Origin of the sequence: Micromonospora gifhornensis (genome assembly GCF_016863515.1) — a bacterium.
Lineage (GTDB): Bacteria > Actinomycetota > Actinomycetes > Mycobacteriales > Micromonosporaceae > Micromonospora > Micromonospora gifhornensis.
Genome location: NZ_BOPA01000027.1, coordinates 16766 through 43702 on the forward strand (window position 1 = coordinate 16766; position 26937 = coordinate 43702).

21 protein-coding genes are annotated in these 26937 nt (G+C 70.0%); 10 read left to right on the forward strand and 11 right to left on the reverse strand.

What is annotated here, in order from left to right:
* The first annotated feature begins 117 nt into the window (after nucleotides 1-117).
* A complete protein-coding gene (locus tag Vgi01_RS19500) occupies nucleotides 118-1905 on the forward strand; it encodes a glycoside hydrolase family 15 protein (protein WP_204291945.1) in 1788 nt (595 codons plus the stop codon).
* Between the two features lie 99 nt (nucleotides 1906-2004).
* Entirely contained in the window at nucleotides 2005-2784 is a 780-nt protein-coding gene (locus Vgi01_RS19505; protein WP_204291946.1) for an SDR family oxidoreductase, read from the forward strand.
* Between the two features lie 26 nt (nucleotides 2785-2810).
* Here Vgi01_RS19505 and Vgi01_RS19510 read toward each other — a convergent pair whose 3' ends face one another.
* The 3 genes from Vgi01_RS19510 to Vgi01_RS19520 are packed head-to-tail and all read right to left on the reverse strand — an operon-like array spanning nucleotide 2811 to nucleotide 5996.
* Nucleotides 2811-3971: a GDSL-type esterase/lipase family protein gene (locus Vgi01_RS19510; RefSeq protein WP_204291947.1), complete on the reverse strand. Its 1161-nt coding sequence runs from the start codon at nucleotides 3969-3971 to the stop codon at nucleotides 2811-2813.
* 26 nt (nucleotides 3972-3997) lie between these two features.
* Nucleotides 3998-5419, reverse strand: coding sequence for a dihydrolipoyl dehydrogenase family protein (locus Vgi01_RS19515; protein ID WP_204291948.1), 1422 nt, complete (start codon nucleotides 5417-5419; stop codon nucleotides 3998-4000).
* A 1-nt stretch (nucleotide 5420) separates the two neighbouring features.
* A complete protein-coding gene (locus Vgi01_RS19520) occupies nucleotides 5421-5996 on the reverse strand; it encodes a hypothetical protein (protein WP_233196747.1) in 576 nt (191 codons plus the stop codon).
* Between the two features lie 95 nt (nucleotides 5997-6091).
* Between Vgi01_RS19520 and Vgi01_RS19525 the strand changes: the two genes are divergently transcribed.
* Nucleotides 6092-6688 (forward strand): TetR/AcrR family transcriptional regulator, encoded by a 597-nt coding sequence (locus tag Vgi01_RS19525; RefSeq protein WP_204291949.1) that lies wholly within the window; start codon nucleotides 6092-6094, stop codon nucleotides 6686-6688.
* Between the two features lie 71 nt (nucleotides 6689-6759).
* On the opposite strand, the gene Vgi01_RS19530 is transcribed toward Vgi01_RS19525, so the two are convergent.
* Nucleotides 6760-6963 (reverse strand): cold-shock protein, encoded by a 204-nt coding sequence (locus Vgi01_RS19530; RefSeq protein ID WP_102657548.1) that lies wholly within the window; start codon nucleotides 6961-6963, stop codon nucleotides 6760-6762.
* 450 nt (nucleotides 6964-7413) lie between these two features.
* Between Vgi01_RS19530 and Vgi01_RS19535 the strand changes: the two genes are divergently transcribed.
* The 3 genes from Vgi01_RS19535 (at nucleotide 7414) to Vgi01_RS19545 (ending at nucleotide 9548) form a co-directional block, all read left to right on the forward strand.
* Nucleotides 7414-7707 carry a hypothetical protein gene (locus Vgi01_RS19535; RefSeq protein ID WP_146017507.1) on the forward strand — a complete coding sequence of 98 codons (294 nt, stop codon included), beginning with the start codon at nucleotides 7414-7416 and terminating at the stop codon, nucleotides 7705-7707.
* A gap of 256 nt (nucleotides 7708-7963) precedes the next feature.
* A complete protein-coding gene (locus tag Vgi01_RS19540; RefSeq protein ID WP_102657547.1) occupies nucleotides 7964-8515 on the forward strand; it encodes a hypothetical protein in 552 nt (183 codons plus the stop codon).
* Nucleotides 8516-8528: 13 nt separating this feature from the next.
* Nucleotides 8529-9548 carry a protein-L-isoaspartate O-methyltransferase family protein gene (locus Vgi01_RS19545; protein ID WP_102657546.1) on the forward strand — a complete coding sequence of 340 codons (1020 nt, stop codon included), beginning with the start codon at nucleotides 8529-8531 and terminating at the stop codon, nucleotides 9546-9548.
* A 28-nt stretch (nucleotides 9549-9576) separates the two neighbouring features.
* Here Vgi01_RS19545 and Vgi01_RS19550 read toward each other — a convergent pair whose 3' ends face one another.
* Nucleotides 9577-10755 carry an ARPP-2 domain-containing protein gene (locus tag Vgi01_RS19550; RefSeq protein WP_204291950.1) on the reverse strand — a complete coding sequence of 393 codons (1179 nt, stop codon included), beginning with the start codon at nucleotides 10753-10755 and terminating at the stop codon, nucleotides 9577-9579.
* A complete protein-coding gene (locus tag Vgi01_RS19555) occupies nucleotides 10752-12179 on the reverse strand; it encodes a hypothetical protein (protein ID WP_102657544.1) in 1428 nt (475 codons plus the stop codon). The genes Vgi01_RS19550 and Vgi01_RS19555 overlap by 4 nt, the downstream gene beginning before the upstream one ends.
* 246 nt (nucleotides 12180-12425) lie before the next feature.
* Here Vgi01_RS19555 and Vgi01_RS19560 point away from each other — a divergent pair, with 246 nt between their 5' ends.
* The 3 genes from Vgi01_RS19560 to Vgi01_RS19570 are packed head-to-tail and all read left to right on the forward strand — an operon-like array spanning nucleotide 12426 to nucleotide 14146.
* Nucleotides 12426-13019, forward strand: coding sequence for an MOSC domain-containing protein (locus Vgi01_RS19560; protein WP_102657584.1), 594 nt, complete (start codon nucleotides 12426-12428; stop codon nucleotides 13017-13019).
* A gap of 22 nt (nucleotides 13020-13041) precedes the next feature.
* On the forward strand, nucleotides 13042-13590 hold the full coding sequence (locus Vgi01_RS19565) for an RBBP9/YdeN family alpha/beta hydrolase (protein ID WP_158244881.1): 549 nt from the start codon (nucleotides 13042-13044) through the stop codon (nucleotides 13588-13590).
* A 28-nt stretch (nucleotides 13591-13618) separates the two neighbouring features.
* On the forward strand, nucleotides 13619-14146 hold the full coding sequence (locus Vgi01_RS19570; RefSeq protein ID WP_204291951.1) for a metallophosphoesterase family protein: 528 nt from the start codon (nucleotides 13619-13621) through the stop codon (nucleotides 14144-14146).
* Here the strand turns inward: Vgi01_RS19570 and Vgi01_RS19575 are convergent.
* Together Vgi01_RS19575 and Vgi01_RS19580 are read right to left on the reverse strand one after the other, a co-directional pair.
* Entirely contained in the window at nucleotides 14143-15366 is a 1224-nt protein-coding gene (locus Vgi01_RS19575) for a serine hydrolase domain-containing protein (protein WP_204292023.1), read from the reverse strand. The two genes, Vgi01_RS19570 and Vgi01_RS19575, sit on opposite strands and share 4 nt — an antisense overlap.
* A 79-nt stretch (nucleotides 15367-15445) precedes the next feature.
* A complete protein-coding gene (locus tag Vgi01_RS19580; RefSeq protein ID WP_204291952.1) occupies nucleotides 15446-17098 on the reverse strand; it encodes a sugar ABC transporter permease in 1653 nt (550 codons plus the stop codon).
* 291 nt (nucleotides 17099-17389) lie between these two features.
* Here Vgi01_RS19580 and Vgi01_RS19585 point away from each other — a divergent pair, with 291 nt between their 5' ends.
* Nucleotides 17390-18616 carry a DUF2786 domain-containing protein gene (locus tag Vgi01_RS19585; protein ID WP_239089064.1) on the forward strand — a complete coding sequence of 409 codons (1227 nt, stop codon included), beginning with the start codon at nucleotides 17390-17392 and terminating at the stop codon, nucleotides 18614-18616.
* A gap of 59 nt (nucleotides 18617-18675) precedes the next feature.
* On the opposite strand, the gene Vgi01_RS19590 is transcribed toward Vgi01_RS19585, so the two are convergent.
* The 3 genes from Vgi01_RS19590 to Vgi01_RS19600 form a co-directional block, all read right to left on the reverse strand.
* Nucleotides 18676-23841: a PDDEXK-like endonuclease domain-containing protein gene (locus Vgi01_RS19590; protein WP_204291953.1), complete on the reverse strand. Its 5166-nt coding sequence runs from the start codon at nucleotides 23839-23841 to the stop codon at nucleotides 18676-18678.
* A 175-nt stretch (nucleotides 23842-24016) separates the two neighbouring features.
* Nucleotides 24017-24403, reverse strand: coding sequence for a hypothetical protein (locus Vgi01_RS19595; RefSeq protein ID WP_204291954.1), 387 nt, complete (start codon nucleotides 24401-24403; stop codon nucleotides 24017-24019).
* A complete protein-coding gene (locus tag Vgi01_RS19600) occupies nucleotides 24400-26862 on the reverse strand; it encodes an AAA family ATPase (protein WP_204291955.1) in 2463 nt (820 codons plus the stop codon). The genes Vgi01_RS19595 and Vgi01_RS19600 overlap by 4 nt, the downstream gene beginning before the upstream one ends.
* Nucleotides 26863-26937 lie beyond the last annotated feature (75 nt).

The window sequence follows — 26937 nt, forward strand, 5'->3', positions numbered from 1 at the left end:
GTTGGTGCCAGTGCAGTACCGAGCGCGCGCTCCAACCTGCCGACGGTTGCGACGTCGGGTCGCCACCCCCCGCAGGTCCCGGGGGCATGGGAAGCGCGACCACGGGTAGGAGCGAACATGGCCGTGATCAGTGATTACGCACTTCTCGGCGACTGCCAGGGCGCGGCGTTGGTCTCCTCGGACGGGGTCGTGGACTGGTGGTGCCCGCCCCGGTTCGACGCGCCGAGCGTCTTCGCCCGGCTGCTCGGCGCCAGCGGCGGCTTCTGGTCGATCCGGCCGCTCGGGCGGTACACGACCTCCCGGCACTACATCGACGGGACGATGGTGCTCCGCACGGAGTTCCACACCCCGACCGGCGTGCTGCGGTTGACCGACGCCCTCAGTCTCGGCGCCGGAGAACGCGGTCACCGCATCGGCTTCACGTCTCCGCACGTGCTGATCCGGCAGGTCGAGGCCATCAGCGGCACGGTCGACGTGGCGGTCGAGGTCGCGGTCCGGCCGGAGTACGGGCTGGTCAGTCCCACGGTCACCGAAACGCCGGCGGGAATGGACATCGCCGGCGGCGGCGACCGGTTGACCCTGGCCGCGGACCGTGACCTTGCCGTCGACGGCTCACTGGTGACCGCGCGATTCACGCTCGCCGAGGGCGACAGCGCGGTGTTCGCGCTGCACCACCGCCGCTCCGCCGACCCGCCGACCGCGCCGCTGGACGGGCGGGCGGCACTGCGGGACACCATCGCGGCCTGGCAGTCCTGGGACCGCCTGCACCAGGACTACCAGGGCCCGTACCGCGAACACGTCCGACGCAGCGCACTGGTCCTTCAGGCGCTGACCTACCAGCCCACCGGTGCGGTGGTCGCGGCCGCCACCACCTCGCTGCCCGAGCAGGTCGGCGGGGCGGCGAACTGGGACTACCGGTTCGGTTGGCTCCGCGACGGCAGCGTCACCCTCAGGGCGCTGTGGGTCGCCGCCTGTCCGCACGAGGCGAGCCGCTTCTTCGACTGGATGGCCACCTCCATCGGATCGGTGGACACCACGGAGAACATACCGATCATGTTCGGCGTGGGTGGCGAGCGGGACCTGACCGAACACACCCTGGACCACCTTGACGGCTACCAGGGCAGCCGACCGGTACGGGTCGGCAACAACGCCTGGCAGCAGAAGCAACTCGACGTCCTCGGCGAACCGTTGGAGTGCGCCCTGGTCCTGCGCGACGAACTCGGGGACCTGTCGCCGGCCGCCAAGACCCTGCTGCGCACCCTGGCCGACCGGGCCGCCGACACCTGGCAGGAGCCGGACGCCAGCACCTGGGAGGGACGCGAGGGCGAGCGGAACTACCTGACGTCGAAGTTGCTGTGCTGGGTGGCGCTGGACCGGGCCATCACCCTGGCGTCGACCCTGGACGCCGAGGCGCAGGTGCCCCGGTGGTCGCAGGTCAGGGACCAGATCCGTACGGCGATCCTGACCCAGGGCTGGAACGACTCGCGTCAGGCGTTCACCGGCGCATTCGGCTCCGACCACCTCGACGCCGGGCTGCTCGTCATGCCGATCACCGGGTTCCTTCCCGGTGACGACGAGCGGGTCATGGCCACCGTGGACGCGATCAGAACTGAACTGGGGCGCGACGACCTCCTGCAACGATGGACCGGAGCCGGTGAGGAAGGTGCCTTCATCATCTGCTCGTACTGGCTGGCGGAGGCCCTGGCGCGGGCCGGCAGGCTCGACGATGCCAAGCAGGTCTACGAGAACGTCACCGGCCACGCGAACGACCTCGGGCTGCTGTCGGAGGAGATCGACCGCCGCGACGGCAGCCTGATCGGGAACTTCCCCCAGGCGCTGTCCCACATCGGGGTCATCAACGCCGCCTGGATCATCGGCGAGGTCGAGTCCGGCAACCGGCCGTGAGCCCACGGGTGCCTCCCGTCGGCACCCGCCCGGTTACGACTGCGGCGAGCGGGTACGCGCCGGTGGACGGGGAAACAGCCACGAAAGGGGAGCGTGCTGATGACCGGACGGCTGGCAGGCAGGACCGCCATGATCACCGGATCCGACTCGGGTATCGGGCAGGCCACGGCGATCGAGTTCGGCCGGGAGGGCGCCGACGTGGTGGTGCACTACCTGCACGACCACGCGGGCGCGAACCACACCAAGGCCGAGATCGAGAAGACCGGTCAGCGGGCTGTCGTGGTGCAGGGCGACATCAGCGTCGAGCATCAGGTCGAGGCCATGTTCGACGAGGCCCTCGGGGAGTTCGACCACCTCGACATCCTGATGAACGACGCGGGCGTGGACGCCTCCGGCATCCCGGTGGCCGACCTGGACACCGAGACCTGGGACCGGGCCATCCGCACCAACCTGTACGGGATGTTCTTCTGCTGTCGGCGGTTCATCCAGCACCGCCGCGACCAGGGCGGACACGGCAAGATCATCAACATCACCTCCGTCCACCAGGAGGTGGCCCGCGCCGGCGGCTCCGACTACGACGCCAGCAAGGGCGGCATGCTGGAGTTGGCCAAGAGCATCGCCCTGGAGGTCGCCCCGATGCACATGAACGTCAACAACATCGGGCCCGGCATGGTGCTCACCCCGTTCAACCAGCAGGCGATCGACGACCCGAAGTACCTGGAGGAGCAGGTGCAGTCCATCCCCTGGAAGCGGGCCGCGCAGCCGCAGGAGATCGCCAAGCTCGCCGTCTTCCTGGCCAGCGACGACGCCGACTACGTCACCGGGTCGACGTACTTCATGGACGGCGGACTGATGCAGAACCAGGGCCAGGGCGCGTAGACGCCCTGTCGGTCAGACGTCCGACGCTAGGCGACACCGCCGGCTGGGGGCCGGGCGAACGGGCCGGTGCCGGTGAAGGCGTACTCGGCGAAACGGGCACCGATCCGCTGGTGGGCCTCGGGGCTCGGGTGCAAGCCGTCGGGCAGCGGGAGTTCAGCGGCATCGGTGGCACCGTACAACGAGGTGCCGTCCAGGAAGTGCAGGTTCCTGTCGGCCGCCCGGCGTTCGACCAGGGACCGCAGCTCGCGCCGGATGACCTGGAGCGTCAGACGTCCCAGCGCAACGTCGTGCGGTGTGCCGGTCGCGACGAAACGCACCTGACCGGTGCCGATCGAGGCAGGGTCGATCGCGCCCGGCCCGGGAGTGTCCTCGTGGATGCCGCAGAACAGGGGCGAGATCAGCAGCAGTGGCACGTCCGGATGGCCGTCGCGGATGGTGTCGAGGAAGCCGTGGACGGCGGGGACGAAGACCCGCAGCCGCATCCCGTCGAGGTTCACAACGTTGATGCCGAGCTTGACGCTCACATAGTCGGCCGGGGCGTCGCGGATCACGCGGGCCAGGAACGGATCGACGAACGCGCTGCCGCCCAGGCCGAGATTGCGCAGCTCCACTCCGGCACGGCGGGCGGCGACGGCCGGCCAGATCTCGCTGGGTGCCAGCGCATTCGAGCCCTGACTGATCGAGCTGCCATGATGCACCCACTGCGGCAGGTCGACGTCGTCCGGCTCGACCGGGGCATCGGCACGCAGCTCGACCAGTTCGACGGACTCGTTGTGCGGCAGCCAGACCTCGATCCGGTGCCGGCCCTCGGGTAGGCCGGAGACCCGTGTCGTGTGCGCCGGGCCGGGGTGCAGCGTGCTGTCGCCGCTGGCGAGGTCGACCTCGAACCGGTCGCCGCCGTCGAGCACGTCACGGACGACGAGGCCGCCGTCGGCGTAGACGTCGATGCGCCCACGCGGCCGGTCGGTGCCCACATAGGCGATCCGGGTCGGGTGGACCACCAGGTCGAACGCGCTCGCCGCCGTCCGGAACACCACGCGCACGCCCGAGGGCTGGTTCTCCATCGACAGCAACTGCCCGTCGGGGAACTGCTCCCGTACCCAGGCGGGCAGCCGGTGCGGTCGGATGCCGCGCGGAGTGACCTCGACCTCGGCGACGCCACGGATGAACTCGGGCCGCACCTGCATCAACGATTCCTCTCGAACAGACGACGTCAGCGGCCGTACGCCTCCAGCAACCGCAGCCACACCTCGCTGACGGTCGGGTACGCCGGAACCGCGTGCCACAACCGGTCCAACGGGACCTCACCGACGATGGCGACGGTCGCGGCGTGGATCAGCTCCGCCACGTCCGGACCGACGAAGGTGACACCGACGATCACCTTGCGGTCCTCGTCGACGACCATCCGGGCCTGCCCCTGGTAGTCATCCGCGTGCAGGGCAGCGCCGGCGACCGCACCGAGGTTGTAGTCGACGACCCGGGTCCGCAGCCCTGCCGCCTCGGCCGCAGCCGCCGTCAGACCCACGGCGGCGATCTCCGGGTCGGTGAACACCACCTGCGGCACCGCACGTTCGTCGGCCGTCGCGACGTGCCGGCCCCACCGGCCGTCGTCGACCTTCTCGCCCTTCGCGCGGGCCACGATGACGTCGCCGACCGCGCGTGCCTGGTACTTGCCCTGGTGGGTGAGCAGCGCCCGCCGGTTGACGTCGCCGGCGGCGTACAGCCAGTCGCCGGCGGCGACGACCCGCATCGTGTCGTCGACGGTCAGCCAGTCACCGGGCGTCAGGCCGATGGTGTCGAGTCCGAGGTCCCGGGTGTTCGGCGTACGGCCGATCGCGACGAGGACCTCGTCGGCCTCGACCCGCTCGCCCTTTGTGGTTTCGACGTGGACGGTGCCTTCGTCGTCGCGGTGCACGGACACGGCCTCCGCGTCGACGTGTACGGTCACACCGGCCGCACGCAGCGACTGCGTGACCTGCTCGGCGGCGAACCGTTCCACCGACGGCAACACGCCGTCGCGGGCCAGTATCGTCACCGAGGACCCGAGTGCGGCGTACGCGGTGGCCATTTCGGTCGCCACCACGCCGCCGCCGATGATGGCGAGTCGGCGGGGAACCGACGTGGCCGCAGCGGCTTCGCGGCTGGACCAAGGCGCTGCGGCGCGCAGGCCAGGGATGTCCGGCTTCCGGGAACTGCTGCCGGTGGCCACGACCACCGCGTGCCGCGCGGTCAACGTCGTGGTGGCGCCGTCGGCGTCGGTCACCTCGACGACCTTGGCGGAACTGAGCCGTCCGTGACCTCGGTGCAGTGCGATCCCGGCCGATTCCAGCCAGGACACCTGCCCGTCGTCGCGCCAGTTCGCGGCGAAGGAGTCCCGCCGCGCCAGCACCGCCGCCGCGTCCAGGTCTCCCGTCACCGCCTCACGCGCCCCGGGCACCTGGCGGGCCGCGCGTAACGCGGACCCGCTGCGCAGCAACGCCTTGGTCGGCATGCAGGCCCAGTACGAGCACTCCCCGCCGACCAGTTCCCGTTCGACGATGGCCGCGGTCAGGCCACCCTGCACGACCCGGTCGGCGACGTTCTCCCCGACCGGTCCCGCGCCGATCACGACGACGTCGTACGCCAGTTCGGTCATGTCAGCTCCCCTTCGCAGCACGGCCGAGGCGGATCGCCGCGACGAGGAAGAAGATAGCGCCCGGGATGGCGTAGCCGGCCGCATTGATCAACGACGGGCTCTCCGCGGCAGCACCGGCGACGAAGAACCCGCCGGCCAGAGTGGAGATGCCACCACTGATGATCATCGGCCACTGGCCGCCCATTCGCCGACGGGTGACGCCCACGATCAACTGGACCAGACCGGCAACGATGGCCCAGCCACCCCATACCCGCAGCACAGCGGGGATGCCGGAGGTGCCCGCGGCACCGACGCCGACGGCTGCGGCCAGGCTCACCGCGATGTTCACGTACAGCAGGACCGGCGAACCGGTGGTCCGCGTCGAACGAAGGTCGACGATGACGGCGCCCACGTCGAACAACGGGTAGAGCACGAACAGTGCCACCGTGAGCAGGCCGAGTTCCTTGGCGGTGGCGATCGTGACGCCCGCCCAGACGATGGCGAACGCGAAGCGGATGAAGTACAGGCGCCGCAGTGCCGAGGCTGTCTGGGAGATGGCGGGTGAAGCAGCAATGGTGGTCACGGTGACCCTCTCCACGGAAGGGATGGGAGACAGAACGTTCTCCCACCGCAACAGTGCCAGCGCCGAACCGCATCGTCAAGACCGAACGTTCTGTCCGCTAGGCTGGAGGCATGACACGCGGCGAACCCGACAGCCGGCCCTCGGAGGCGCGAACCCGTCTTCTCACCACGGCGACCAGGATCTTCTACGCGCACGGCATCCACTCGGTGGGCGTAGATCGGATCATCGCCGAGGCGAAGGTGACCCGGGCCACCTTCTACCGGCACTTCGCCAGCAAGGACGACCTCATCCTCGCCTACCTGCGGGAGGTCCATGGGGTGAATCGCGGCGCGGTCGAGACGGCCATCGCCGCCAACCCGTCGCCCGCCGATTCCCTACTGGCCATCGCCAGATCCATCGCGCAGAACATCCAGTCCCCCGGATTCCGCGGATGCGCCTTCCTGAACGCGGCGGCCGAGTACCCCGACACGGACCACCCCGTGCATCAGGAGATCATCGCTCACCGGCAGTGGTTCCTCGACACGCTCACCAGGCTGATGGCGCAGATACGCGAGGAGACCGCAGACGACGCCGCGCGCCACTTCGTCATGCTCCGCGACGGCGCCATGGCGGCCGGATGCCTCTACGACCCCGCGTTGGTGTCCGAGACCTTCCTGCGCGGGATCGAAGGGCTCCTTCGGGTCGGCACATCGCCGAGAACAACCTGAACGAATGACAGACGAAACGCCGAACGGCGGCCTGCTGAACCAGTCAGGCCGCCGTTCGACGAAGCGTGAAATCAGAGCGAGCGGATGTCCGACGCCTGAGGGCCCTTCGGGCCCTGGGTGATGTCGAACTGGACGCGCTGGTTCTCCTCAAGGCTGCGGAAACCGCTCGCCGAGATCGCCGAGAAATGGGCGAAAACGTCGGCGCCGCCGTCGTCCTGGCTGATGAAACCGAAGCCCTTGTCACCGTTGAACCACTTCACGGTACCAGTAGCCATGTCTGCTCCTTCGCAGGCTGTTGGAGACCGCACTGTGCGGTCTCGCGTGCCGCTGCGTTGATGACCCGCGTCGGGAACGACACGAAAAACGAAAAAAGCACCTGAACGGGTTTTGGTTAACCCATCAGGCGCCGAGACGTCAACGGAAATCAAAACTGCAACGAGGCAACCGTAGCACAGAACTTGACGGCGTGCGGGCCACTGGCCGCTGGCGCCCGTGGGGTGGGGACGGCTGACGTGACAGCGGTAGCGCGTAGTGGGCGTGCGCGTAGAGTGGAGCGGTGAATCACCGTCTGCGTCCGCGCCCACCGGCACTTCGGACGTGCTGCCGGATAACGCCACGTTGCGGGCGGTGACCAGCGTTGTCGTGAGGCAACCCATCGGAGGTCTGGCTGACCTCCAGTTTCGGGTGCCGCCATTTCGGGCGGCCCTCCGGCACAGGAGAAGGACATGACTTTCGCACTGGCCCCATCGGCGGTCTCTTCACCGGAGCCGCGCAGGCCGATCAAAAATCTTCGCGAAAAAGGGGCGGAAAGCTTTCACTCTGCGCTCGCCAAGGTTCTGACCACGGCCCTGGAGAATGCCCTGGAAGCAGGCGACCACCCGAGAGCAATCAGCATCATCAATCGTGGTTTCGCCGAGGGAAGCGCTCAGCTGGGCTGCGACCTCCTCTGCCGGGCAATCGCCGTCGTCGGAACAGCCCGGACCTGGACCGTGCAGCTCGCGCCCCTTCGTTCACCGTAGTTACCCAGCCGGTCCGACCTGCCGCGTCCCTCAGATCGCTTCGCCCGGGTAACCGCAGGTCGCGGCACTGCGGCCACCGGGGACGGTCGGGGACGGCCACCGATCAGAGCCTCGACCTGGCGGCGCGGGATCTTCGGTCGGCACACCGTCGACCAGACCGCCCAGAGCCGACAACGGGAAAGCCTTGACGCGGGAACACCGATCGAGCATCGTCGATTGAAATCGACCTCATAGATGCTCGACACGGGGAGAACCGATGAAGACCCTCGTCACTCTCGCCTCTGCTGCCCTACTGCTGCTGACCACGGCCAGCGCACCCCACCGCCCGCCCACAGCCGATGCGCCCTGCCGCGGGCAGATCCACCCGAACCCGGGTTTCGAGCGCGGCACCACCGGTTGGACCGCCGACCCCCGCATCGTCGTACTCGGCGACACGGCCCGGCCCGCCCACACCGGCCGCGCGTACGCCACCTTCGCCGGGTTGGACGTCAGCCGGTACGACCTGCTGCGTACCGACGTGACGGTGCCGGCGAACTGCAACCTGACGGTCCGGTTCTGGGTCCGGACCCTCACCACCGAGACCAGCCGCGGCGACTACCTGAACGTCGGGCTGGCGGTCACCGGGATCCCCCCGAAGACGAGGTTCTCGCTGGCCTACGACGGCGGGTCGCAGTGGCGGGAGTACAGCATGTCCTCCGAGACGGCGACGACCGAGCGCACCGCGACGGTCACCTTCCTCGCCAGCGAGACGGCCGGCAACGGGGTCACCGCCTTCGACGTCGACGACGTGACCTTCACATTGAGCTGACCAGGACAGGGCAGTGTTCGGCACCGTGCCCGAGCGCCACTACGTCCACAACGAACAGCGCGGTGAGACCCTGCACCGCTCCGCCGCCGAGTCGATCCAGCGCGAGGTGATCGCCCTCGACGTACCCGAAGGCGCACGCGTGCTGGAGATCGGCACCGGCACCGGATACTCCGGGGCGTTGCTTGCCGCCCTGACCGGGACCTCCGGTCGTGTGACAAGCGTCGACATCAGTGACCACCTGGTCGGCTGGGCCAACCGGTTGCATCGCCAACGCGGCCTGACCACCATCACCTGCCATGTCGCCGACGGCCTGGCCGGCTACCTGCCGCACGCCCCCTACCAGCGACTCGTGGCCTGGTGCACGCCGCCCCGGTTGCCCCGCGCCTGGGTCGACCAGGTGACCGCCGACGGCCGGATCGTGGCCTGTCTACCTGTCGCCGCGCAGCCGTCCACCACGGTGATCACGAGCATCACTCTCGCGGCCGGAACTCCACGCGTCGACACGCTCACCTTCGGCGGGTACGCCCAGAGCACCACGCGCGCGGTGCCCGACGCGCTGACAGTTCCCGGTCGTTGGGTGGATCACGTCCGTCGACAACCCGGGACAGCGTGGCTGTCCATCGGTTGGCGCGACCGCGACGACAGGCAGCACACCGGTGCCCGCGCCGCCCTCGACCTGCTACTGCGCCCCGGTCACACGGAGACGTACGCCGGATCACCGCTGGACTGGCTGTCGTGGACGGTTTTCTCCGTCATCGTCGCGGGCCGCAACCGCAGCGTCGTCGCCTTGCCCCCTGACGGCGTACGCGGAATCGGCCACACCACCGCCTCCTCGGCAGCCGTGATCCTGACCGACTCCACGATCATCGCGGACAGTCCTCGGTCCCCCTCGCTTGCCGCGTTGCGGAGCTGGCTCGACCGGTGGGAACACGCCGGCCGACCCGCCGCGACGTGGTACGAGCCCACCCTCACGCCCAACGACGACGAAGACCTTCCCGGCTGGGATCTCACCGTCGCTCCTCGAACAACCTGATACTCGAACAATCCACGGCCCTCAGCCCTCAGCGCGCCGCACGGCCGCGCGACTCACGCGCGCGCCTGCGGCAGGCGTCGATGATGTCGGGGCGCAGCAGGTGGCCGAAGCCGGCCCGGTCGAGACGCTGAATCAGTCCGACGCGGTCGGTACGCAGGGCGGTGGCGGTGGTGTCGAGGTTCCAGTCGTGGGCGGCGAGCTGGGACAGCAGATGTCCGCGGCGGGTCTGCGCAGCCGACAGCCGGAACGTCTTGAGGTAGGCCAACTGGCCGGTCTCGTCGGTGATGACCTCGCCGATGTGGTTGTCGGTATCGGGGTCGAAGGCGGGCAGGAACCGGGCCAGGGTGAAGCGGCCCATCCGGTGCACCGGGGTGACGGTGAGCCGTCCGGCGGCGAGCAGTCCGTCGGCCAGCACGGCGTGGAAGCCCTGCCACTCGGCGTCCACCCGGGCGAGTTGGGCGCGCAGATCGGCGACGCTGGTGACGGCCGTGTCGTCGAGCCGGACAGTGAAATCCGGTACGGCCGGATACAGGTGGGCGTAGTGGAACAGCAGATCGCCGTAGAAGTCCTGCAGCAGCGTGGGATGCAGGGCGCGGTAGTCGTCCGGGTGCGGAACGACGAACGCGGCAGTGAGCGCGTCGGCGACGTAGAGCACCATGCCGCACTGGTCGGGATGGATCTCGAAGACGCGCAGCGCGTCGTCGAGGCCGGCGATGGCGGCACCGGTGTAGCCGGCCTCCACCCGGGGGGACAGGCCACGGGTGACTGCCTGGCGGGTCCACTCCTGCCAGGCGATGGGCGGGCCGCCGAACTGCAACGCCAGGTACCCCTCCATGGCCAGGTGCAGCGGCAGGAAACGCAGCCGCTGCCGGTCCTCCCGGCGCGCCATGCGGCGGCGGAACACCAGCCGGATCCCCTCCGGAACTTCGGTGTCGGTGCTGCCGCGCAACTGGGTGCCGTAGGCGGCGGCCGGGGTGCTGTCGGTGGTCCAGGTGGCGACGAACGCGTGCGGGATGAACGAGACGTACGCCGTGCGGGGCGCGGTCTGGACGATCGACAGTGCGTCGGGGTCGTGGAGCCGGGCGTGCAGGCGCAGGTCGGTGACGGGGTCGCGCCGCAGGAGCGGGACGAGGCGGATCGCCCCCCACGTCTGGGCGGGTCCGGCGGTCAGCCCGGCCAGGTCGATGCCCTCGATGACGGCGGTCACGACACTGCCTCCTGGGCGTCGAGGAACCGCTCGACCCGGTCGGCGAGGTGGCGGCGTAGCTCGTCGAAGCCGGCGCTGCCGGTGGCGAAGCGGGCCAGTTCGACGAGCGCGGCGGCGTCCTCGGCGTCGCGGACCCCGACGGTGGCCACGCCGGCGGCCAGGCGGTGTACGTCGAAGGTGTCGGCGTCGTAGACCGGGTTGAGGTGCACGATGCTGGTGTGCTGGTCGGGGTCGAGGCGGGTGCGCCAGATCCGCAGCACCTCGGCGGCCTGTCCGGGTGGGGCGTTGTCCCAGCCGTCGGAGACGATGACGAGTCGGTCGGGGCGACGTTCGAGCGCGTCGAGGATGCGCACGCCCAGCCCGGTGGCCCCGACGGGGTGGACCAGCAGCGGGTCGCCGCGGTGGTGCAGCCACAGCCCGGTGAAGTCGGCGGCGAGGGCCTCCAGCAGATAGTGGGTGGCCAGGGCGACGGCGAGTGGCCGGCGACGTTTGGTCCCGGAGCCGGCGGCGGAGTAGCTGTCGTCGAGGACGGCCACCACTTGGCCCCAGGTGCCCGCCTGCCGGCGGGCGGCTCGACGCGCGGCGGCCCGGAGCGCGCCGGTCAGCTCGTCGCGACGCCGGAGGCGTTCCGGACGTGGCAGTGACAGCACGTAGCTCGCCAGCCGGGTCAGGGGTGCCGTGGCCAGGTCCATCGCGACGCCGTCGACCTTGTGCCGTACGGCGTTGCCCTGCAACCGCAGCCGTTCACCGGCGGTGAGCCTGGGTGCGATGCCGGACAGGAACCGGGCCCGGTCGATGCCGTGCTGGGCGGCCAGTCCCTCGGCGACGGTGTAGGGCAGCTCGTACAGGGCCCGCTGGTCGTAGTGGGCGCGCCGCCACGCCTCCAGGATCGGTGTCTCGTAGCGCTTGGGTCGACGCCAGTCGAACAGCACCGTGCCGACCTCGCCGGGAAGTGGCAGGTGGGCGTGTCGGGCGGCGACGGACAACGAGCGGCGGTACTTGACCGCGTCGAAGGCCGGGTCGGGGCGGGCCGTCACCCAGTCGCGGACGATGGCACGGGTACGCCGGTTGTTGATCCCCCGCCGGCGCAGGTCGCGGAACACGCCGTACACCCGTTGTGGTGGTAGGGTCCGCAGCCGTGCGGCGATCAGTCGCCCCTCCTGCGCGCGTTGCTCGCGGCTGGCCTCTGCGGCGGTGCGCAGCAGGTTCGTCACGACCATGGCGGCGTTGAGCTGGTTGACGTCCAGGGCGAGGGTCGCGGCGTACAGGTCGCGGTAGTTGCCCAGGACGTACTCGTGGAGGAAGTCCAACGACAGGCGCTGCGCGGCGGCGGTGGAGCGGAACTCGCGTTGGGCCGTCGAGGTGATCGCGGCGTTGACGAACATCACCACGTCCTCGCACGCGACCCGATCCGCCCGCGACATGACCGCGACTGCACCTTCTCTCGTCACCCTGGGTGCCGGCCGGGGAATGGGGGCACGAACTGCGAAGCATCGCTTCAGAGGCGGGTTCCGGAAGTCGCACCGAAGTCCCGCGGCCGGCCCGGCCACGATACCGGTCACGATCAACCCGGTTCGGCGGCGTGGAGGGGTGACCCGAGGGCGTCCGGGCAGGGTCCCGGGTGTCGATACTGATGGACGTCGTGCAGACCCATGAGGGACAGTCGCATCATGGAGAATTCTGTCGCCGTACGGCATCGCTCGATGGACGAGATCATGGCAGGGCTGCACCTGGTGCGGCAGTCCCCCCGGGAGTCCGGCACCCTGGCGTTGGCCGTACGTCGGCCGGCCGTCGACGCCCGCGAGGTGCTGTCGGAGGCCGAACTGGACGCGGGCGTCGGGTTGCTCGGCGACAGCTGGGGTCAACGACCCAGCAAACGCACACCCGACCGGTCACCGCACCCCGACATGCAGCTCAACGTCATCAACTCCCGTTTCATCGAGCTGATCGCCGGTGCCGATCGCGACGCCTGGGCGCTGGCCGGTGATCAGCTCTACGTCGACCTGGACCTGAGCGTCGAGGCGCTGCCGGCCGGCACTCGTCTGGCGATCGGCGACCGGGCGGTCATCGAGGTGACCGACCAGCCGCACAACGGTTGCGCCAAGTTCGCCGCCCGGTTCGGACGCGACGCTCACAAGGTGGTGTGGACCGAGGAAGGTCAGCGACTACGGTTGCGTGGCCTCAACGCCCGGGTGGTCGTCGGTGCGACGATCCGGGTCGGCGACCCCATCCGGCAGCTCCCGCCCGACCAGCCGCTGCCATGACCTCGGGAAACGGCTGCCGGGCGTGACGCGTCACCTGGTCGTGCCCGGTCGGGGTGTGCCGTCGGCCGACCACTGGTCGCGAAGGTGGGTGCGGGACCGTCCGGGGTTTCAGTGGGCGCCGGAGCCGCCCGGGCCGCCGTACGTCGCCACCGAACGGGTCGCCGCGCTGCACGCTGCCATCAGCGCTGACCGTGAGCCGGTGATCCTGGTGGCGCACAGTGCGGGATGCCTGACCGTCGCCGTCTGGGCCCACCGGCACCTCGGTCCCGTCCGGGCCGCGCTGCTGGTCACACCGCCGTACCTGGATCCGGACTGGAAACCCGGTCCGGGCGAGAGCGTCGATGTCGTCATCGACCACGTGCCACGCGAGCCCCTGCCGTTCCGCTCGATCCTGGTAGCCAGCCGCACCGACCCGAACACCACCGTCGAACAGTTCGAGGCGTACGCGCGGGACTGGGGTTCGGAGCTGTTCGACGCGGGCGCGGTCGGGCATCTGGATTCCAGGGCCGGGTTCGGCCCCTGGCCCGACGGCGAGGATCTGCTCCGGTCGCTGGCCGCGGTGACGGGCTGACCGGGCCGGTCGGGGCTACGCTGCCGGGATGCGGCTGGTCATCATGGCGGACACGCACGTGCCGAAGCGGGCCCGTGACCTGCCGTCCGGGCTGTGGGCTGCCGTCGATGCCGCCGACCTGGTCATCCATGCCGGCGACTGGGTCAGCGTGGAATTGCTCGACGAGGTGGAGCGGCGCAGCGCCCGGCTGGTCGGGGTCTACGGCAACAACGACGGCCCGCAGCTGCGTGCCCGGCTGCCGGAGATCGCCCGGGTGCAGGTGGCCGGGATGCGGATCGCGGTGGTGCACGAGACCGGCCCCGCCAGTGGCCGGGAGCGTCGCTGCGCGGCCCGTTTTCCCGACTGCGACCTGCTCGTCTTCGGGCACTCCCACATCCCGTGGGACAGCGAGGCGCCGGGCGGTCTGCGGCTGCTCAATCCCGGCTCGCCGACCGACCGGCGGCGTCAGCCGTACGCGACGTATCTCACCGCCGATTTGGCCGACGGCCGGTTGGACGCCGTCACTCTGCACGAGGTAACGCCGTCCAGCCGGCCGCAACGCCGTGTGACGCCCTAGGGTGCCGCCACCGCCGCGTCGTTGCCCGGCATCCGGGTCACGCTGGGCAGCTGCGGTGCAGTCTCTGCCGAGCGACTGCTCACATCGCTGGTCGGGCACATCGCGGTGAGCAGGAAGGTCTGCCAGGCGATGTCGAACGGGTGCGGGTCGGGCAGACCGACCTGGTAGTGGCTGATGTTGATGCCGGAGGACACCTGGCGGGTGCCGTCGCGGCTGTGCAGCGAGTAGGTCAGGTGACCGAACACGGCGCCGTCGTGGCCCCAGAACTCGCCGCACGGGGTGGGCAGCGAGTAGATGCCGAGGCCGTAGGTGCCGGCCTCCGGCAGCTCCGGCAGCATCGGCACACCGTCGAGCATCTGCTTGAGGGTGGCGGGGCTGAGCAGGTCTCCGTCCAGCAGCGCGCGGAAGAAGGTGTTCAGGTCCGCCGTGGTGGAGATCATCTCGCCGGCCGTCCATCCCCAGCTCATGTTGAACTCGCTGAGGTCGCGTGCGCCGAAGGGGGCGAAGTAGGCGCCGCTGTGTGGGCCGCGGATCGTCGGATCGGTGCCCGGGAAGCTCGTCCCGGTGAGCTTCAACGGTCGCAGGATGCGCCGCTGCACCTCGGCCGGGGCGTCGTTGCCGGTGACCGCCTCGATCAGCAGTCCCGCCAGGACGTAGTTGGTGTTGGAGTAGCTGAACGTCGCGCCGGGAGCGCCGGTCGGCGGCATGGCCAGGCCGGTGGCGACCAGGTCCGCCGGGGCGTACGTGGTGACCTGCATCTGGTTGATCGCCGCGTACGAGTCGATCATCGCGTTGGTGTAGTTGCCGATGCCGCTCGTGTGGTTCAGCAGCATCCGGACGGTGACCTGGTCACCGCGCTCCCCCGGCACGGTGTCGGGGAGCCACTTGCCGACCGGGTCGTCCAGACCCAACCGTCCCTCGTCGACGAGTTGCAGCACGGCGGTGGCCACGAAGGTCTTGGTGATGCTGCCGATGCGGTGGCGCATCTGTGGCTGCATGGGTCGAGGTTTGGTCAGATACGCCTGGCCGGCGGCGGCTCGCCAGTCATGCCGCCCCTGGCGCACCTCGGCCAGGACGCCGGGCACCCCGGCCTCGGGTACTGCGGTGAGCGCAGCGCGCAACTCGGCGCGGTCCGGCCTGCCGGCGGACGGTCCGGGCTGCGCTGCGGCGGATGCGGGTAGAACAGCGATCGTGGCCGCCAGCATCACGCCGGCGGCCACGACCTTCCGTGTCCGAAGAGTACTGAACATCCCTACATGATTGTCGCGTGCCGGGCTGAATGCACCCTCTGCCGGGAAATCATCGACCGACTCGCACCGCCAACCGGTCGAGGTAGCGCACCTGTAGCCATCCGAACGCGACCAGGAAGATCAGGATCATCGGTAGCGGCAGGACCGCGCCGAGGGCGAACTCGTCGGTGGCCCTCCCCCACCTGGCGAACATCATGATGGCTTCCAGCGGTGCCGGTCGATTCATCGGTGTCGACGCCACGAGCATCGGCCAGAGCACCTGTGCGGCGGTGACCAGCCAGGTGACCAGCCCGACCAGCAGGATCATCGGCGCCGCCGGGGCGAGCATGGCGCGCCCGAACCCACCGCCTGCCCGCCACCGGGGCTCCAGCCCACGGAACAGCACGGTGAACAGGAACAACGCGGGAATGCTGACCCAACCCGGCGGCACCAGCCCGAGGAAGGTGTTGAGCTGGTCGAAGTCACGAGCCCGCAGGTACGACTCGATGGCCAGCGGCCCGGTGCCGACGAACAGCCACGGCGCGAAGGGCAGCAGGAGCAACTCGCTGAACCGACCGAGGGGACGCAGGCCGCCGATGGCGAAGCCGGCCGCCGCCGCGACCGCGACCGTGACCACCGCCGACAGCAGGGTCGGCAGCCAGGTCGCCGTCAACATGCTGCTCAGGTCGGGAGCCGGCATCGGCGGGATCTCGGTGGTGAAACGCAGGCTGCGGGTCAGCCACGGCCAGGCCACCCACAGCATGACGGCGAACACGATCGCCCCCGCGACCGCCAGCCCGATCCGGGCCTGCCGGTTACCGGTCGACTCGGTGGCCGGGGCGGACTCGGCGACCGGACCGGACTTGCTGACCACGCCCTCCGGGTGCTCGCGGTGGGTGACGGCCTCGTCGACCACCTCGATGCGGACCCTGGTGAGCAGCAGCAGGACCGTCGCCGCCAGGCCGAGCAAGGCCAGCGGGATCAGCAGCAGCACCGCTGCGGCGGAGCCGCCACCGAGGTCCATACGCTGCAGGGATTGGGTGACCACGTGCGCCACGGGGGTACGGCTGTTGCCCGTCATCAGCGTCGCGGTGAAGGTCTGCAGGGTGACCGCGATGATGCCGAGCATCAGCAGACCGGCGACGGTCAGCGCGGCCGGCAGGGCGTCGCGGCGGTGCGGCCGGCCGCGGAGCGTGCCGAGGAAGGCGGTGGTGGCGATCGCCACCACCAGTCCGGCGCCGGTGACTGCGGTGAACTCCACGAGGGTCGCGAGGGGACGGTCCAGCATCGTGCCGGGTTCCACCCGGTCGAGGCGCCAACCGATGAGCAGCGCCACCGGCGCGTACCCGGCGACCGGGAGCACGACCAGGGTCCGCAGCGCCAGCCGGGCCGGGCGTCCGGCGCGGTCGGCGAGCAGTGCCAGCACCGGGGCGACAAGCAGGGCCAACGCCAGCGGTACCAGCGCCAGGAGCAGGGCCGAGCCCAGGTCACCGAGGAATCCCCGGGTGAAGAGGGCTTCGTAGTTGGCGGCGCCCACACTCTCGCTGGGGCCGACCATCCGGTCACGGGTGGTCGAGCGCCCCAGGGCCTGCACGGTGGGGAGCAGGTACGACCAGGCGAGGGCGAGTAGGGCGGGAAGCAGCAGGACGAATCCGATACCGATCCGGGTACCGCTGTTCGGTCCGGCACGGCCTGCCGTCATCGTGGGTGCTGCCACGCTCATGGTGCTCCTCGTCTCGTCGGACTCCTCGGCCGGGCCTGACGATAAGCACAGCGATCAACCCTGCGCCACCTGACGAACGGGTGCACCTCATCGATGTCGCCGCCGTTGAGTACGGGCACGTCGGCATCGCTGAGTACAGATACTCAGAGCGGGCGGATCGTGCCGCCCGGCGGCGTCATCGGGTGGCGGGCGACAGCTCCGTCGGGTGTTGTCGCGCTCGGGAGGAGTGACCACCGTCGCTGATCCGGCCACTGGCCGGAAGGCCCGGCCCGGACTCCGTAGCCTGGGCTGGTGACATCGGTGCGGGAGCGGATCAGGGCGGTTCTCGCCGGGGCAATCGACTACGAGGCGGGGCTGGACGCCCTGGCCGTGACGCGGTCGACCGAGGTCGATCCGGAGCTGGTGGCCGCGAAGGACGAGGCGTGCGCGCGGCTGTGGCGGGGCGGATGGCAGCCGGCCGAGGTGCACCGGGTGGTCGCCCGACGGGGTCAACCGCGCCAGGCCGACCTGGTGACCGACGCGGTCGCCGCGTACCTGCGACGGTTTCCCCGCGACGCGGTCGACGAGCGGTGGCTGGCGCAGGCGGACGCTCTCGGCGCGCGGGTCTGGTGGACCGGCGACGCGACGTACGTCGACGAGCTTGCCGCTCGCTGGCGGCTCGACCGGGTGGCCGTACTCGATCTGCTTGTGGGTCTGCTCGTCATCCTGGCCGCGCTCCCGCCGATCGAGGTGCTGGTGCCCCCGCCCGGGTCCGCTCCCCCGCCGGGCGGCGGGTCGGGCCGTGCCGGGGCGTCCCGGATCGACGCCCGGCTGCTGGACCGGGTACGCGCCCTGCTGGCCAAGGCGGAGTCCACGACCTTTCCGGCCGAGGCGGAGACGTACACCGCCAAGGCCCAGGAGTTGGTCACCCGACACAGCCTGGACGAGGCGCTGCTGGCCGCCCGGGGCAGTGACGCGACGCCGGTGGTGCCGTACGCGCGGCGCATCGGCGTGGATCATCCGCATGAGCGGGAGAAGGCGTCCCTGCTGGATGTCGTCGCCCGAGCCAACCGCTGCCACACGGTGTCGTCACCGGAACTGGCGTTCAGCACCGTCTTCGGTTTCGACACCGACATCGACGCGGTCGACCTGCTCTACACCTCCCTGCTGGTGCAGGCGCACCGGGCGATGGCCCGGGCCGAGCCGCCGGGCGGCAAGGCCGGCCGGAACCGCCTCAAGGCGTTCCGGCAGTCCTTCCTGGTGGCGTTCGCCGTCCGGATCGACGAACGGCTGACCGACGCGGCACAGCGTGCGTTGGCCCAGGTCACCGGCGGGAGCGACGGGACGGGGGTGAGCGATCCGGTCGACCTGCTGCCGGTGCTGGCCTCCCGGGACGAGCAGGTCCGCGAGACCATGCGGCGGGTCTTCCCGCACACGGTGCGGGCCCGGGCCAGCCGGGTGGAAAGCCACGAGGGCTGGGAGTCCGGTCGGCAGGCCGCCGACCGCGCCACCCTGCCGACCGACACCCCGAGGCGCTGATAGCCCGGTGAGATGAACCGGCGCAGACTCGGAGGACCCTGACGCCATCCCCCGGGCGTTCAGCTCCGCAAGTCTGCGGCGATCTTACGAGCGAGGTTTTCGACTCTCGTCAGCCGAATGGTGGCCACTTCGGTAAGTGATCTCCGACCGTAAGTCTCCAGCGTCGCCCGGAAGATCGATTCCCGGTTGACCCAACCGAGCCTGCTGGCATGAGCGGCCATCACCGTGGCCAGTTCCTCCGGTGGGATTTCGTCGAGGCTGCGCGGCCCCAGGGTTCGTAGCGCCCATCGGGGTTGGCTGGGCAGTCGGTACGTGGACGGCTGCACGCCGGGCTCACGAAGTGGGTTGTCCTGGACCAGCAGTCCACGGCGAACCGCAGCGCTGATGACCTTGTTGATCGCGCTGGCCGACGCCCTGGTTACGCGGTGACCTCCGGCGGCCTTGACGTAGGCGGTTTGCAGCCGTTCGCCGACCACCGGTCCTTCACATTCGACGATGGCGAGTAGTGCTTCCCGCATTCCGGTCGGGGCCGGATCGGCGGGACGCGGCGCGGTGCCTTGATAGATCTCGTACGGCGCAAGCCGCAGGGATCCGGATTCGATCGGAGCTGCTGGCGCGTTCGACGAGGCAGAATCCCGCTCCGCCTCGATCTCAGGCTCAACCTCGGGCTCGATCTCAGGCTCAACCTCAACCTCGGGTTCGGGTTCGGGTTCGGGTTCGGGTTCGGCATGATAAACGGTGACGTCCTCGGCGGGCTCCTGCGCTCGCGTGGGTGGTTCTTGTCCGTTGTCCGGATCGGCCCAGTCGGAGGGGTGGATGCCCCGTCGATCCAGCGCTGCCCACAGGTCGCGCAGCACGGCTGCCTCGTCCACCACGAACGCGGACTCCGGGATGCGGAAGAACTCCCATCCGCAGCGTTCCAGCTCCCGTTGCCGCGCCATGTCAGCCTCGTACCGGTCCGGGCCATGCCAGGCGTCACCGTCGCACTCGATGGCGAGCCGGCCGTGCGGACCGACCACCACCAGGTCGATCACGTAGCCGATGGCCTCGTACTGCGGTACGACGGTGAATCCACGCCCGACCAGCCGGTTGTAGACGCGCTGCTCGAAGAGGGAGTCGAACGGCGCGACCCGCTCGTCTTCGGGCACGCTGGTGGGCAGTTCGACGCCCTCATACTCGGAGGGACGCGCGGCCACGCCATAGCAGTAGTCCAGCAACTGATAGCGCATGTCCTCCGGGTTACCGATGTCGCTGGAGCGGATCGAGTGGAAGACCCACATCTGGTCCTTGGCGCGAGAGGCCGCAACGTTGTAGCGCTGCAGGTACATCTCGCTCGTGGCCGCGCCGATGCGCGTCCCCGGCTCGATCGCCGCGACCATGCTGAGGAACATGACGTCACGCTCGGAGCCCTGGAAGTCCGCCGAGTCGCCGCAGCGCAGGTCACGTCGCTCCCACTCAGCCGGGTCGAGCTGCTCCAGCAGCAGTCGCTGGATGTGCTTGGCCTGGTGGGGTCCCTGTAGTGAGATCACGCCGAAGGTCAAGCCGTCGTAGCGAGGATCCTGCGTGCACGCCAGAACCTGCCTGGCGATCGCCTCGGCCTCGGGGGGATTCACCTTGGCGGTCGTGCCACGCACGTAGCCGTTCTCGACGTACACGGGCTTGATCGGCTCCAGCCGGTCGGCACCGTACTGGCGCACCGGGATGAGCCGGATGTTCTCCGGCTCGTAGGCGATCCGGTTCGAGAAGTTGATGATCTCCGGAACGCAGCGACGGTGCTCAGTCAGCGGAATCAGGCCGGTGAAGCGCATCTTGGCCTCGTCGAAGAGGCTTCGCTTCGGATCCTGCCAGGACGCCCGGTACGGGTCGTCGTAGAGATACTGGGACGCGAGGTCACGCAGATGCTGCTGATCGACACCGACCGCGGCGGGTGAGACCTGTTTGTCGTCACCGATGACCACGATCTTCGGGGCGAGATACTGAAGGAACGCCGCCGCCAACCCGGCCTGAGACGCCTCGTCCACGATCACCACGTCGAACATGTTCGGCTGGACCTGCAACTGCTCCGCGATCCGGTAGAGCGGCATGATCCACACCGGTACCGAAGAACGGCAGCGGTCCATGGCCTGGCGGATCTCCGCGCGACGCAGGTGGGCGTATTTTCCGGTGCCCTTGCCGAGACTGCGGACGAGTTGTCCGTACTGTTGCAGGTTGGCTCGCGCCGAGCCGCTGATTCGTCCCGGTGACGCGGCGTGCCGCCAGGCGCGCTCGGCGGCCAGTTCCTCGACGTGGTGACGGATCGTCCGTTCGACCTCGCTGATCTTTGCCTGGAGCCGGTTGAGGTCGGCGACCTGCCGGTCGGCCAGCCACGCGCCCACCACGGCCCAGTCCCAGGCCCGCTCCCAGCCGAGCAGACGGCTGTCCCACAGCGGGTCGTCGGGGCTGGCGACGATCGCTTCGTACACCCTCGCGGCCTGCTGCCGCAGCGGGGCGCCGAGCTTGTCGCGCCGCTGCGCCTGCGCACGCGCCTCGACCAGACGAGCGATGCGGTGAACCGCCACGGCGTAGCCGTTGACGTCGCGGTCGGCAACGGCCTTGGCCAGGTCGAGTAGCACCGGTGACGCGCCCGGATCATGCACCAGGGCGGCGACCGGCTCGCCAGCCGCATCGACTGCGGCCCGCGTCACGAGCAGGAGATCGTCGGCGGCCGCCGCGTCGACCAGAGAGGCGTAGGCACGCACCGCAGAAAGGTCGGCCCACTGCGGACGCGGCAGGCGCCATGCGGCGAAGTGCTGCTCCAACGCGGCGAGGTCGGCGCCGAGGGCGAGGACTCGTCGCAGCTGTTGAAGCTCGGTGACGTGCCAGGTGAGTCGCTCCTGGAAAGTGTCCTCGGGCGGCACGACGACACTTGTGGGCCAGGCCCGATCCAGTGCGGTCAACAGCCGGGTCGCCTCCGTCCAGGCGACGAAGGAGTCGATGGCCGCGACCGAGGTGGGCGGTTGCCCGTCTACGCGTACGTGGGTGAACAGGTCGCGTGCCGCCTTCACCGGCTTCGCGGCCAACATGCCCAGCACAGGCGTCCCGTCGGCAGCGACCTTGATCTTTCCGCCGACGGTCAGATGGTCCCTCAGGTGACGCGCGAGCGCCACCAGCGGCGCCAGATCGGCACTGGTCGAGCTGACCTCGGTGATACCGAGAGTCCGCACCGGCGCCTGCGCCTGCTCGGTGAGCTGCTGCACCTGGGTGGCCCGGTCCTGCCAGACCTGGCCACGGCCGGAAATCACATCGGCCAGCGCCTCCGCCATCCAGGCTTCCCGTCGCCGGGCCAGGTCGTCGGCGGTGTCGGCGAGCTGGTGCAGCTGCTGTTGCAGCACCGCGCGCTGGGCCGGCGCCAGGGCGCGAATCGTCGCGAAGGCGGGATGTTCCCGTCCATCCTGATACGTCTCGTGGGCAGCACGGGCCTGGGTCTCGGCAGCGACCACCGCCGAGAAGTCGGCGGGCGGCACCAGTGTCGCCGGGTCGACCAACGTGTCCTGGGACGCCTCCTCGTCGGCAATCAACCGCGCGTCACGCAACAGCCGCAACCATTCGACCAGTTCCGCTGCCGTCAGGGGCGGCCGGTCAGACGGATCGGCGGGCGCCAGCGGACCGAGCCATCCGTAATGCTGCTCATCGGCACGATGCGCCGTGGCGATCGCCGCGAGTGTTCCCTGGTACGGGCCTCGGTCGTGCACCAGCACCTCAGCAGAGCGCACATCGACCACCCGCCGGAAGAGCAGCGCACGCTGCCGTCGCAGCCGGTCGATGGCGTCCAGGTGGTGCTGGATCCGGCCCGCGATCTCGTCGGCGTCGAAGTCGATGGCCCGTTGCGAGATGGTGTTGACGGCGACCTTCAGATCGGCCATGTCTTCGCGCGATGCACCGACGACCGCAACCGACAGCGGCCTGATCACCGCGGGCAGCTTCGCCCGCACCTCCTTGAGTGCCCGGTCCGTCTGCGCCGTGACCAACACCCGCTTGCCCTGCGCCAGCAGGTGGCTGAGCAACGCGGCGGCGGTGTGGGTCTTACCCGTGCCGGGCGGCCCCTGCACCAGCGTCTGGGCGTGCCGGTCGACCTGCCGCAGGATCTGCAACTGCTTGTCGTTCACCGGCAACGGCAGGTACGCCTCATCGTCCACCGCCACCAGCGCGCCCGGCGTGTGGTCGGTCTCCACCGCCGGCCGGTGATCCGGGTCCACCAGCGGGAGGATCCCCTCCGGCACGGTCTCCGAGTCGATCAGCTGTTCGCGGATGCGCTCCAGCACCTCGACGAGGCCGTGATTGCGTCGGCGCAGCACGATCGCCGGGGCCAGCGTCACTTCCGCGGTCTCTGTGGCAGCCCGTCCCGGCTTTTCCGTCTCGATGTAGACCGCATCCGGGTCGAGGCTGTTCGCGACGCGTTGCAGCAGCTCCCCGATGGCCGCCAGGTCGAGCGGGTGGTGCGCGTAGGAGCGGCCCAGTTCCCGCACCTCGCCGATGTGCCGTGACCTGGTCAGGTGCGAGTCAAGCATGTCGAGTTCCAGCCGCAGCGGCTCGACCGACGCGGCTGCGGTGATGCGCAGGGTGCCGCTCACCGGGTCCAGTTCGATGTTCACCGGGACGGTGATCAGGTGCCGTCGCACCGCAGGGTGATCGGCCGGACGCCAGACGAGGCAACCGACGGCGAGGACCAGTTCCTTCTCCTCCGCCTTGCTGGCTGCTTCCGCCTGCATCGAGAACAGCGCGCCGTACGCGTCACGAACTGGCTTGTCGATGCGCTCTCGCTGCGCCCACTGCGTCCAGCCGATCAGCCACCGCCGGTACGCCTGCTCGACCCACGGGTGATCGGCCAACCGCAGCATCTCGGGCTGCGATTCCTCATCCTCCGCGTCCTCGTCCTCGTTCTCGTCCACGGCCTCGGGCTCTGGCCCGGGGATCTCGAGACGGAGCTTCGGTTCGACATCCGGGTCATCGAATCCGCCGTCCAACCATCGCACCACCTCCGGGCTCGGGACCGGCACGCGTACCGGGTCCAGGCGATCGATGTGCCCGATCTCGTCGCCCGGCTCCGGCGTCACGTCCCAGTGGGCGAAGTGCACCGCCGGGTGCCGCGGGATGTCACGCATCCAGGCGACCTCGTACCCGTCCAACGTGCGCGGCGCCGTGATGGCGGACTGCTGAGCCCGTGCCAGGAACTCGAACAGTCGCACCGCGCGGTCGATACGGCTCGCTGGGGCGGTGTGCAAAACGGAAGTTCCTTCCAGAAGCGGTTGCGGATCGAAGCAAGTCATGTCGTCAGTCATGGCGAACCCCGACCGAAACTAGTCGTAATACGACAGATGCTGCTGCTGGTCGTTCGGAGGGTTCTCCGAGCCGTACGGAGGATCATGGGCCGCCGGACGGACGCGCCCTCTGAAGAGTGCTGCGCAGTTGGGGCAACAGCGCGGTGACGTCCTCGTGCCAGCCGCGTAGTTCGGCGACTGTCGGCGCCAACTCGTACGTGTGGTGATGCATCGCCCGGCACAGCCCGTGCCAGGCGATACGCGCGGTCGAGGCCGCCTCGGTGCCGGCGAAGACCGGCAGGGCGAGCAGTTGGTGACGCATGGGCCGGTCGGCGACGGACGGGGCGACCAGGTTCCAGTAGTCGCGCAGTCCTTCTTCGAGGGCGAGCCGGGTCAGGCAGGCGGATCCGCGCTGCCAGCAGCGGCGCATGCAGGTCGGCGGGGTGTGCAGCAGCTCACCGGCGGCGCGCAGGTAGTCCTGTGGGGTCATGACGGGTTGATCCTGTCCACTACCGCCCGAGCGTCTGCCACCAGCGTGGCGAGGTCACCCGCGGGTCCGCCGTGGGCGCCACGGTTGGCGGCGGCCACCACGCGCGGGGCGGCAGGGTGCAGCCGCGCCAGCGGCGTCTGCAGTTCACCGACGCGGTGGCGATCCGACAGCAGGGCCAGCGCGAGGGTCTCCCGCAGCCCCTGGGCGTCGCCGATCGCCGCCTCGGTCTGCGCGACCGGCTGCCCGGCCCGGAAATCACGGGTACGGATCCGCTCGTGGCAGGCGTACTCGATGGCGTCGCGGATGAGGTTGCAGACGACCGGGCGGCGGACCTCGTCGGTCATGCCTTCGTCGCGGGCGATGGCCATGGCGTCGTCGAGGTAGCGCCGGGCGGGGTCGCCGTGTGCGTCACCGGTGACGGTGACCTGGGACTGCGCCAGTCGGCTGACGATCCGGATCCGGGCGTCAAGTTGCAGGTGCCGCACGGCGGCCGGGAGGCGGTCGTCATGGGTGAAGACGATGACCTGCCGGTGCTTCGCCACCTGGTCCAGGACCTTGGCCAGGCCGTAGACCTTGGCCGGGTCCATGGACTGCACCGGGTCGTCGATGACCAGGAACCGGAACGGGCTCTCGGGCATGGTGGCCCGAGGCAGGAAGAGCGCGAGGGCCAGCGAGTGCAGTTCGCCCTGACTCATCACCCCCAGCGCGGCCCCGGGTACGCCGTCCACGTTGACCTCCAGGTCGACCCGGCGGTTGGTGCCGGTGCCGGCGAGCTGTATGGCGCCGAGGTCGACGTTGCTCTCCTGGCGCAGGGTGTTCCAGATGCCTGTCGCGTCCGCGGCGACCGGGGCGAGCTTGGTGTTACGGATCTTCGCGCCTTCGTTCTGCAGCCAGGTGACCGCCGTCTTCAGCGCCGTGAACGACTGGGCTGCCCGCCGGCTGGTCTGCTCGGTGTCGATCCAGGCGCGGATCTGGTCGGCGGCCGGTTGCCAGGCAGCCTGACGGCGTTCGAGTGCCTGTCGGGCAGCGGCCCTGACCGGTTGCAGGGCGGCGGCGAGCGCGTCGAAGACGACAAGCGCCGCCTCGACGATCTTGTGCGGGTCGGCCGATCCGACCAGTTCGTCCCAGTGCTGCCACGCGACCCGGACGTCGTCGGTTTCCACTCCTTCGGCGCTGAGGTCGATGGCGAGTACCGGCGGCAGGGCGGGTAGCCAGCCGCGCAGTGCGCGACGGGACTCCCGCTCCAGCCGGTGGGCGTCGTCGAGACGCTCGGCCCGTTCGGTGAGTTGCCGCAGCTGCTCCTGTGCCTGCGCGGCCCAGTCCTCGTCCAGGGTGCGACCCCCGCACACCGGACAGGGCTGGCCCGGGTGGCGGTGCTGGTGACGCAGGGCGTCGCCGAGCAGCCTGGCAAGCGCCCGAGCCTGCTCGACGGGCGTGCCGGCCAGGTCGTCGATCAGTTGCAGGGCGCCCTGAAGCCGCTCGACCTCACGTGCCAGGCCGTCTCGATCGGGCAGGTCGAGGACGTCGAGCTGGCGCAGCGGCACGGTGGTGGTGTCGGTGTCGGGTTCGTCGGCGACGGCCAGCGCGGCAAGCTCGTCCAGGTCGGCGACCTTGCCGCTGAGTGCCTGTTCGGCCCGGCGGGCGCGCGGGTCGGGGTGGGCGGCGAGTGTGGACTGCAGCTCGGGCAGCTGGGCGGTGGCCAGCTTGCGCCGGGTGTCCATCTCCCTGCGCGCAGCCTTGAGCAGGGTCTCGATCTCGACGAGCCGGCCGAGGCCGAGGATGCGGTGCAGGGAATCGTGCATCTCGCTGGGTCGGCCGCTGAGCAGGCCACCGAGTTCGCTGTAGGAGAGGAAGGGCCGGTACAGCTCCAACGGCTGTTCCCAACCGAGATCGGCAACAGACTGCCGACGCTCGCCGGAGATCTGCAGGAACGACGTACGGTCGTCGAGGTTCGCTCCTGGTTCCCAGGTGCATTCGACTGTGGCACCGTTGCGGTGGCCCTCGACGCCGAGTTGGACGCGGATGCGGGGGTTCTCGGTGGCGTGCAGATTGCGCCAGCCGTCCTGCCAGACCGCGCTGCGGCCGGCCCACCGCTTGTTCTGGCCGGTCAGGGCGAACTCGGCGGCTTCGGCGAAGCTGGACTTACCCGAGCCGTTGCGACCGGTCACGATCGTCAGTCCTGGGCCTGGCACGAGGCTGAGCGTGGCGGTAGGCCCGATGCCGCGGAACCCGGTCACCTCGATGCTGGCGAGGTAGGTCCCGATCGGCTCGGGAGTGTCGGTGTCCGGCGATGGGGATGCCGGTCGGCGTGCTGTCGCGCCACCGAGCACAGAGGAGAGTTCGTCATCGCCGAGCAGCGCGGCGATGACGACGTCCTTTGCGCTCTCGGACAGGTCGCAGTGGTCGAGGCGGTCGAGGATGAGCTGGTCGACGGTGTCGGCCTGGGGGTCGGCTGTCACGGGGTTCCTCCTGCCATGGGACTGGCGGACGGGTGGTCACGTCGGTGGACGCCGCGCTGGTGGCGACGTGGGCGC

Coding starts and splice junctions, on each gene's coding strand:
- Vgi01_RS19500 (WP_204291945.1), top strand. CDS start 118: ATGGCCGTGATCAGTGATTACGCACTTCTCGGCGACTGCCAGGGCGCG.
- Vgi01_RS19505 (WP_204291946.1), top strand. CDS start 2,005: ATGACCGGACGGCTGGCAGGCAGGACCGCCATGATCACCGGATCCGAC.
- Vgi01_RS19510 (WP_204291947.1), bottom strand. CDS start 3,971: ATGCAGGTGCGGCCCGAGTTCATCCGTGGCGTCGCCGAGGTCGAGGTC.
- Vgi01_RS19515 (WP_204291948.1), bottom strand. CDS start 5,419: ATGACCGAACTGGCGTACGACGTCGTCGTGATCGGCGCGGGACCGGTC.
- Vgi01_RS19525 (WP_204291949.1), top strand. CDS start 6,092: ATGACACGCGGCGAACCCGACAGCCGGCCCTCGGAGGCGCGAACCCGT.
- Vgi01_RS19530 (WP_102657548.1), bottom strand. CDS start 6,963: ATGGCTACTGGTACCGTGAAGTGGTTCAACGGTGACAAGGGCTTCGGT.
- Vgi01_RS19535 (WP_146017507.1), top strand. CDS start 7,414: ATGACTTTCGCACTGGCCCCATCGGCGGTCTCTTCACCGGAGCCGCGC.
- Vgi01_RS19540 (WP_102657547.1), top strand. CDS start 7,964: ATGAAGACCCTCGTCACTCTCGCCTCTGCTGCCCTACTGCTGCTGACC.
- Vgi01_RS19555 (WP_102657544.1), bottom strand. CDS start 12,179: ATGTCGCGGGCGGATCGGGTCGCGTGCGAGGACGTGGTGATGTTCGTC.
- Vgi01_RS19560 (WP_102657584.1), top strand. CDS start 12,426: ATGGAGAATTCTGTCGCCGTACGGCATCGCTCGATGGACGAGATCATG.
- Vgi01_RS19570 (WP_204291951.1), top strand. CDS start 13,619: ATGCGGCTGGTCATCATGGCGGACACGCACGTGCCGAAGCGGGCCCGT.
- Vgi01_RS19580 (WP_204291952.1), bottom strand. CDS start 17,098: ATGAGCGTGGCAGCACCCACGATGACGGCAGGCCGTGCCGGACCGAAC.
- Vgi01_RS19595 (WP_204291954.1), bottom strand. CDS start 24,403: ATGACCCCACAGGACTACCTGCGCGCCGCCGGTGAGCTGCTGCACACC.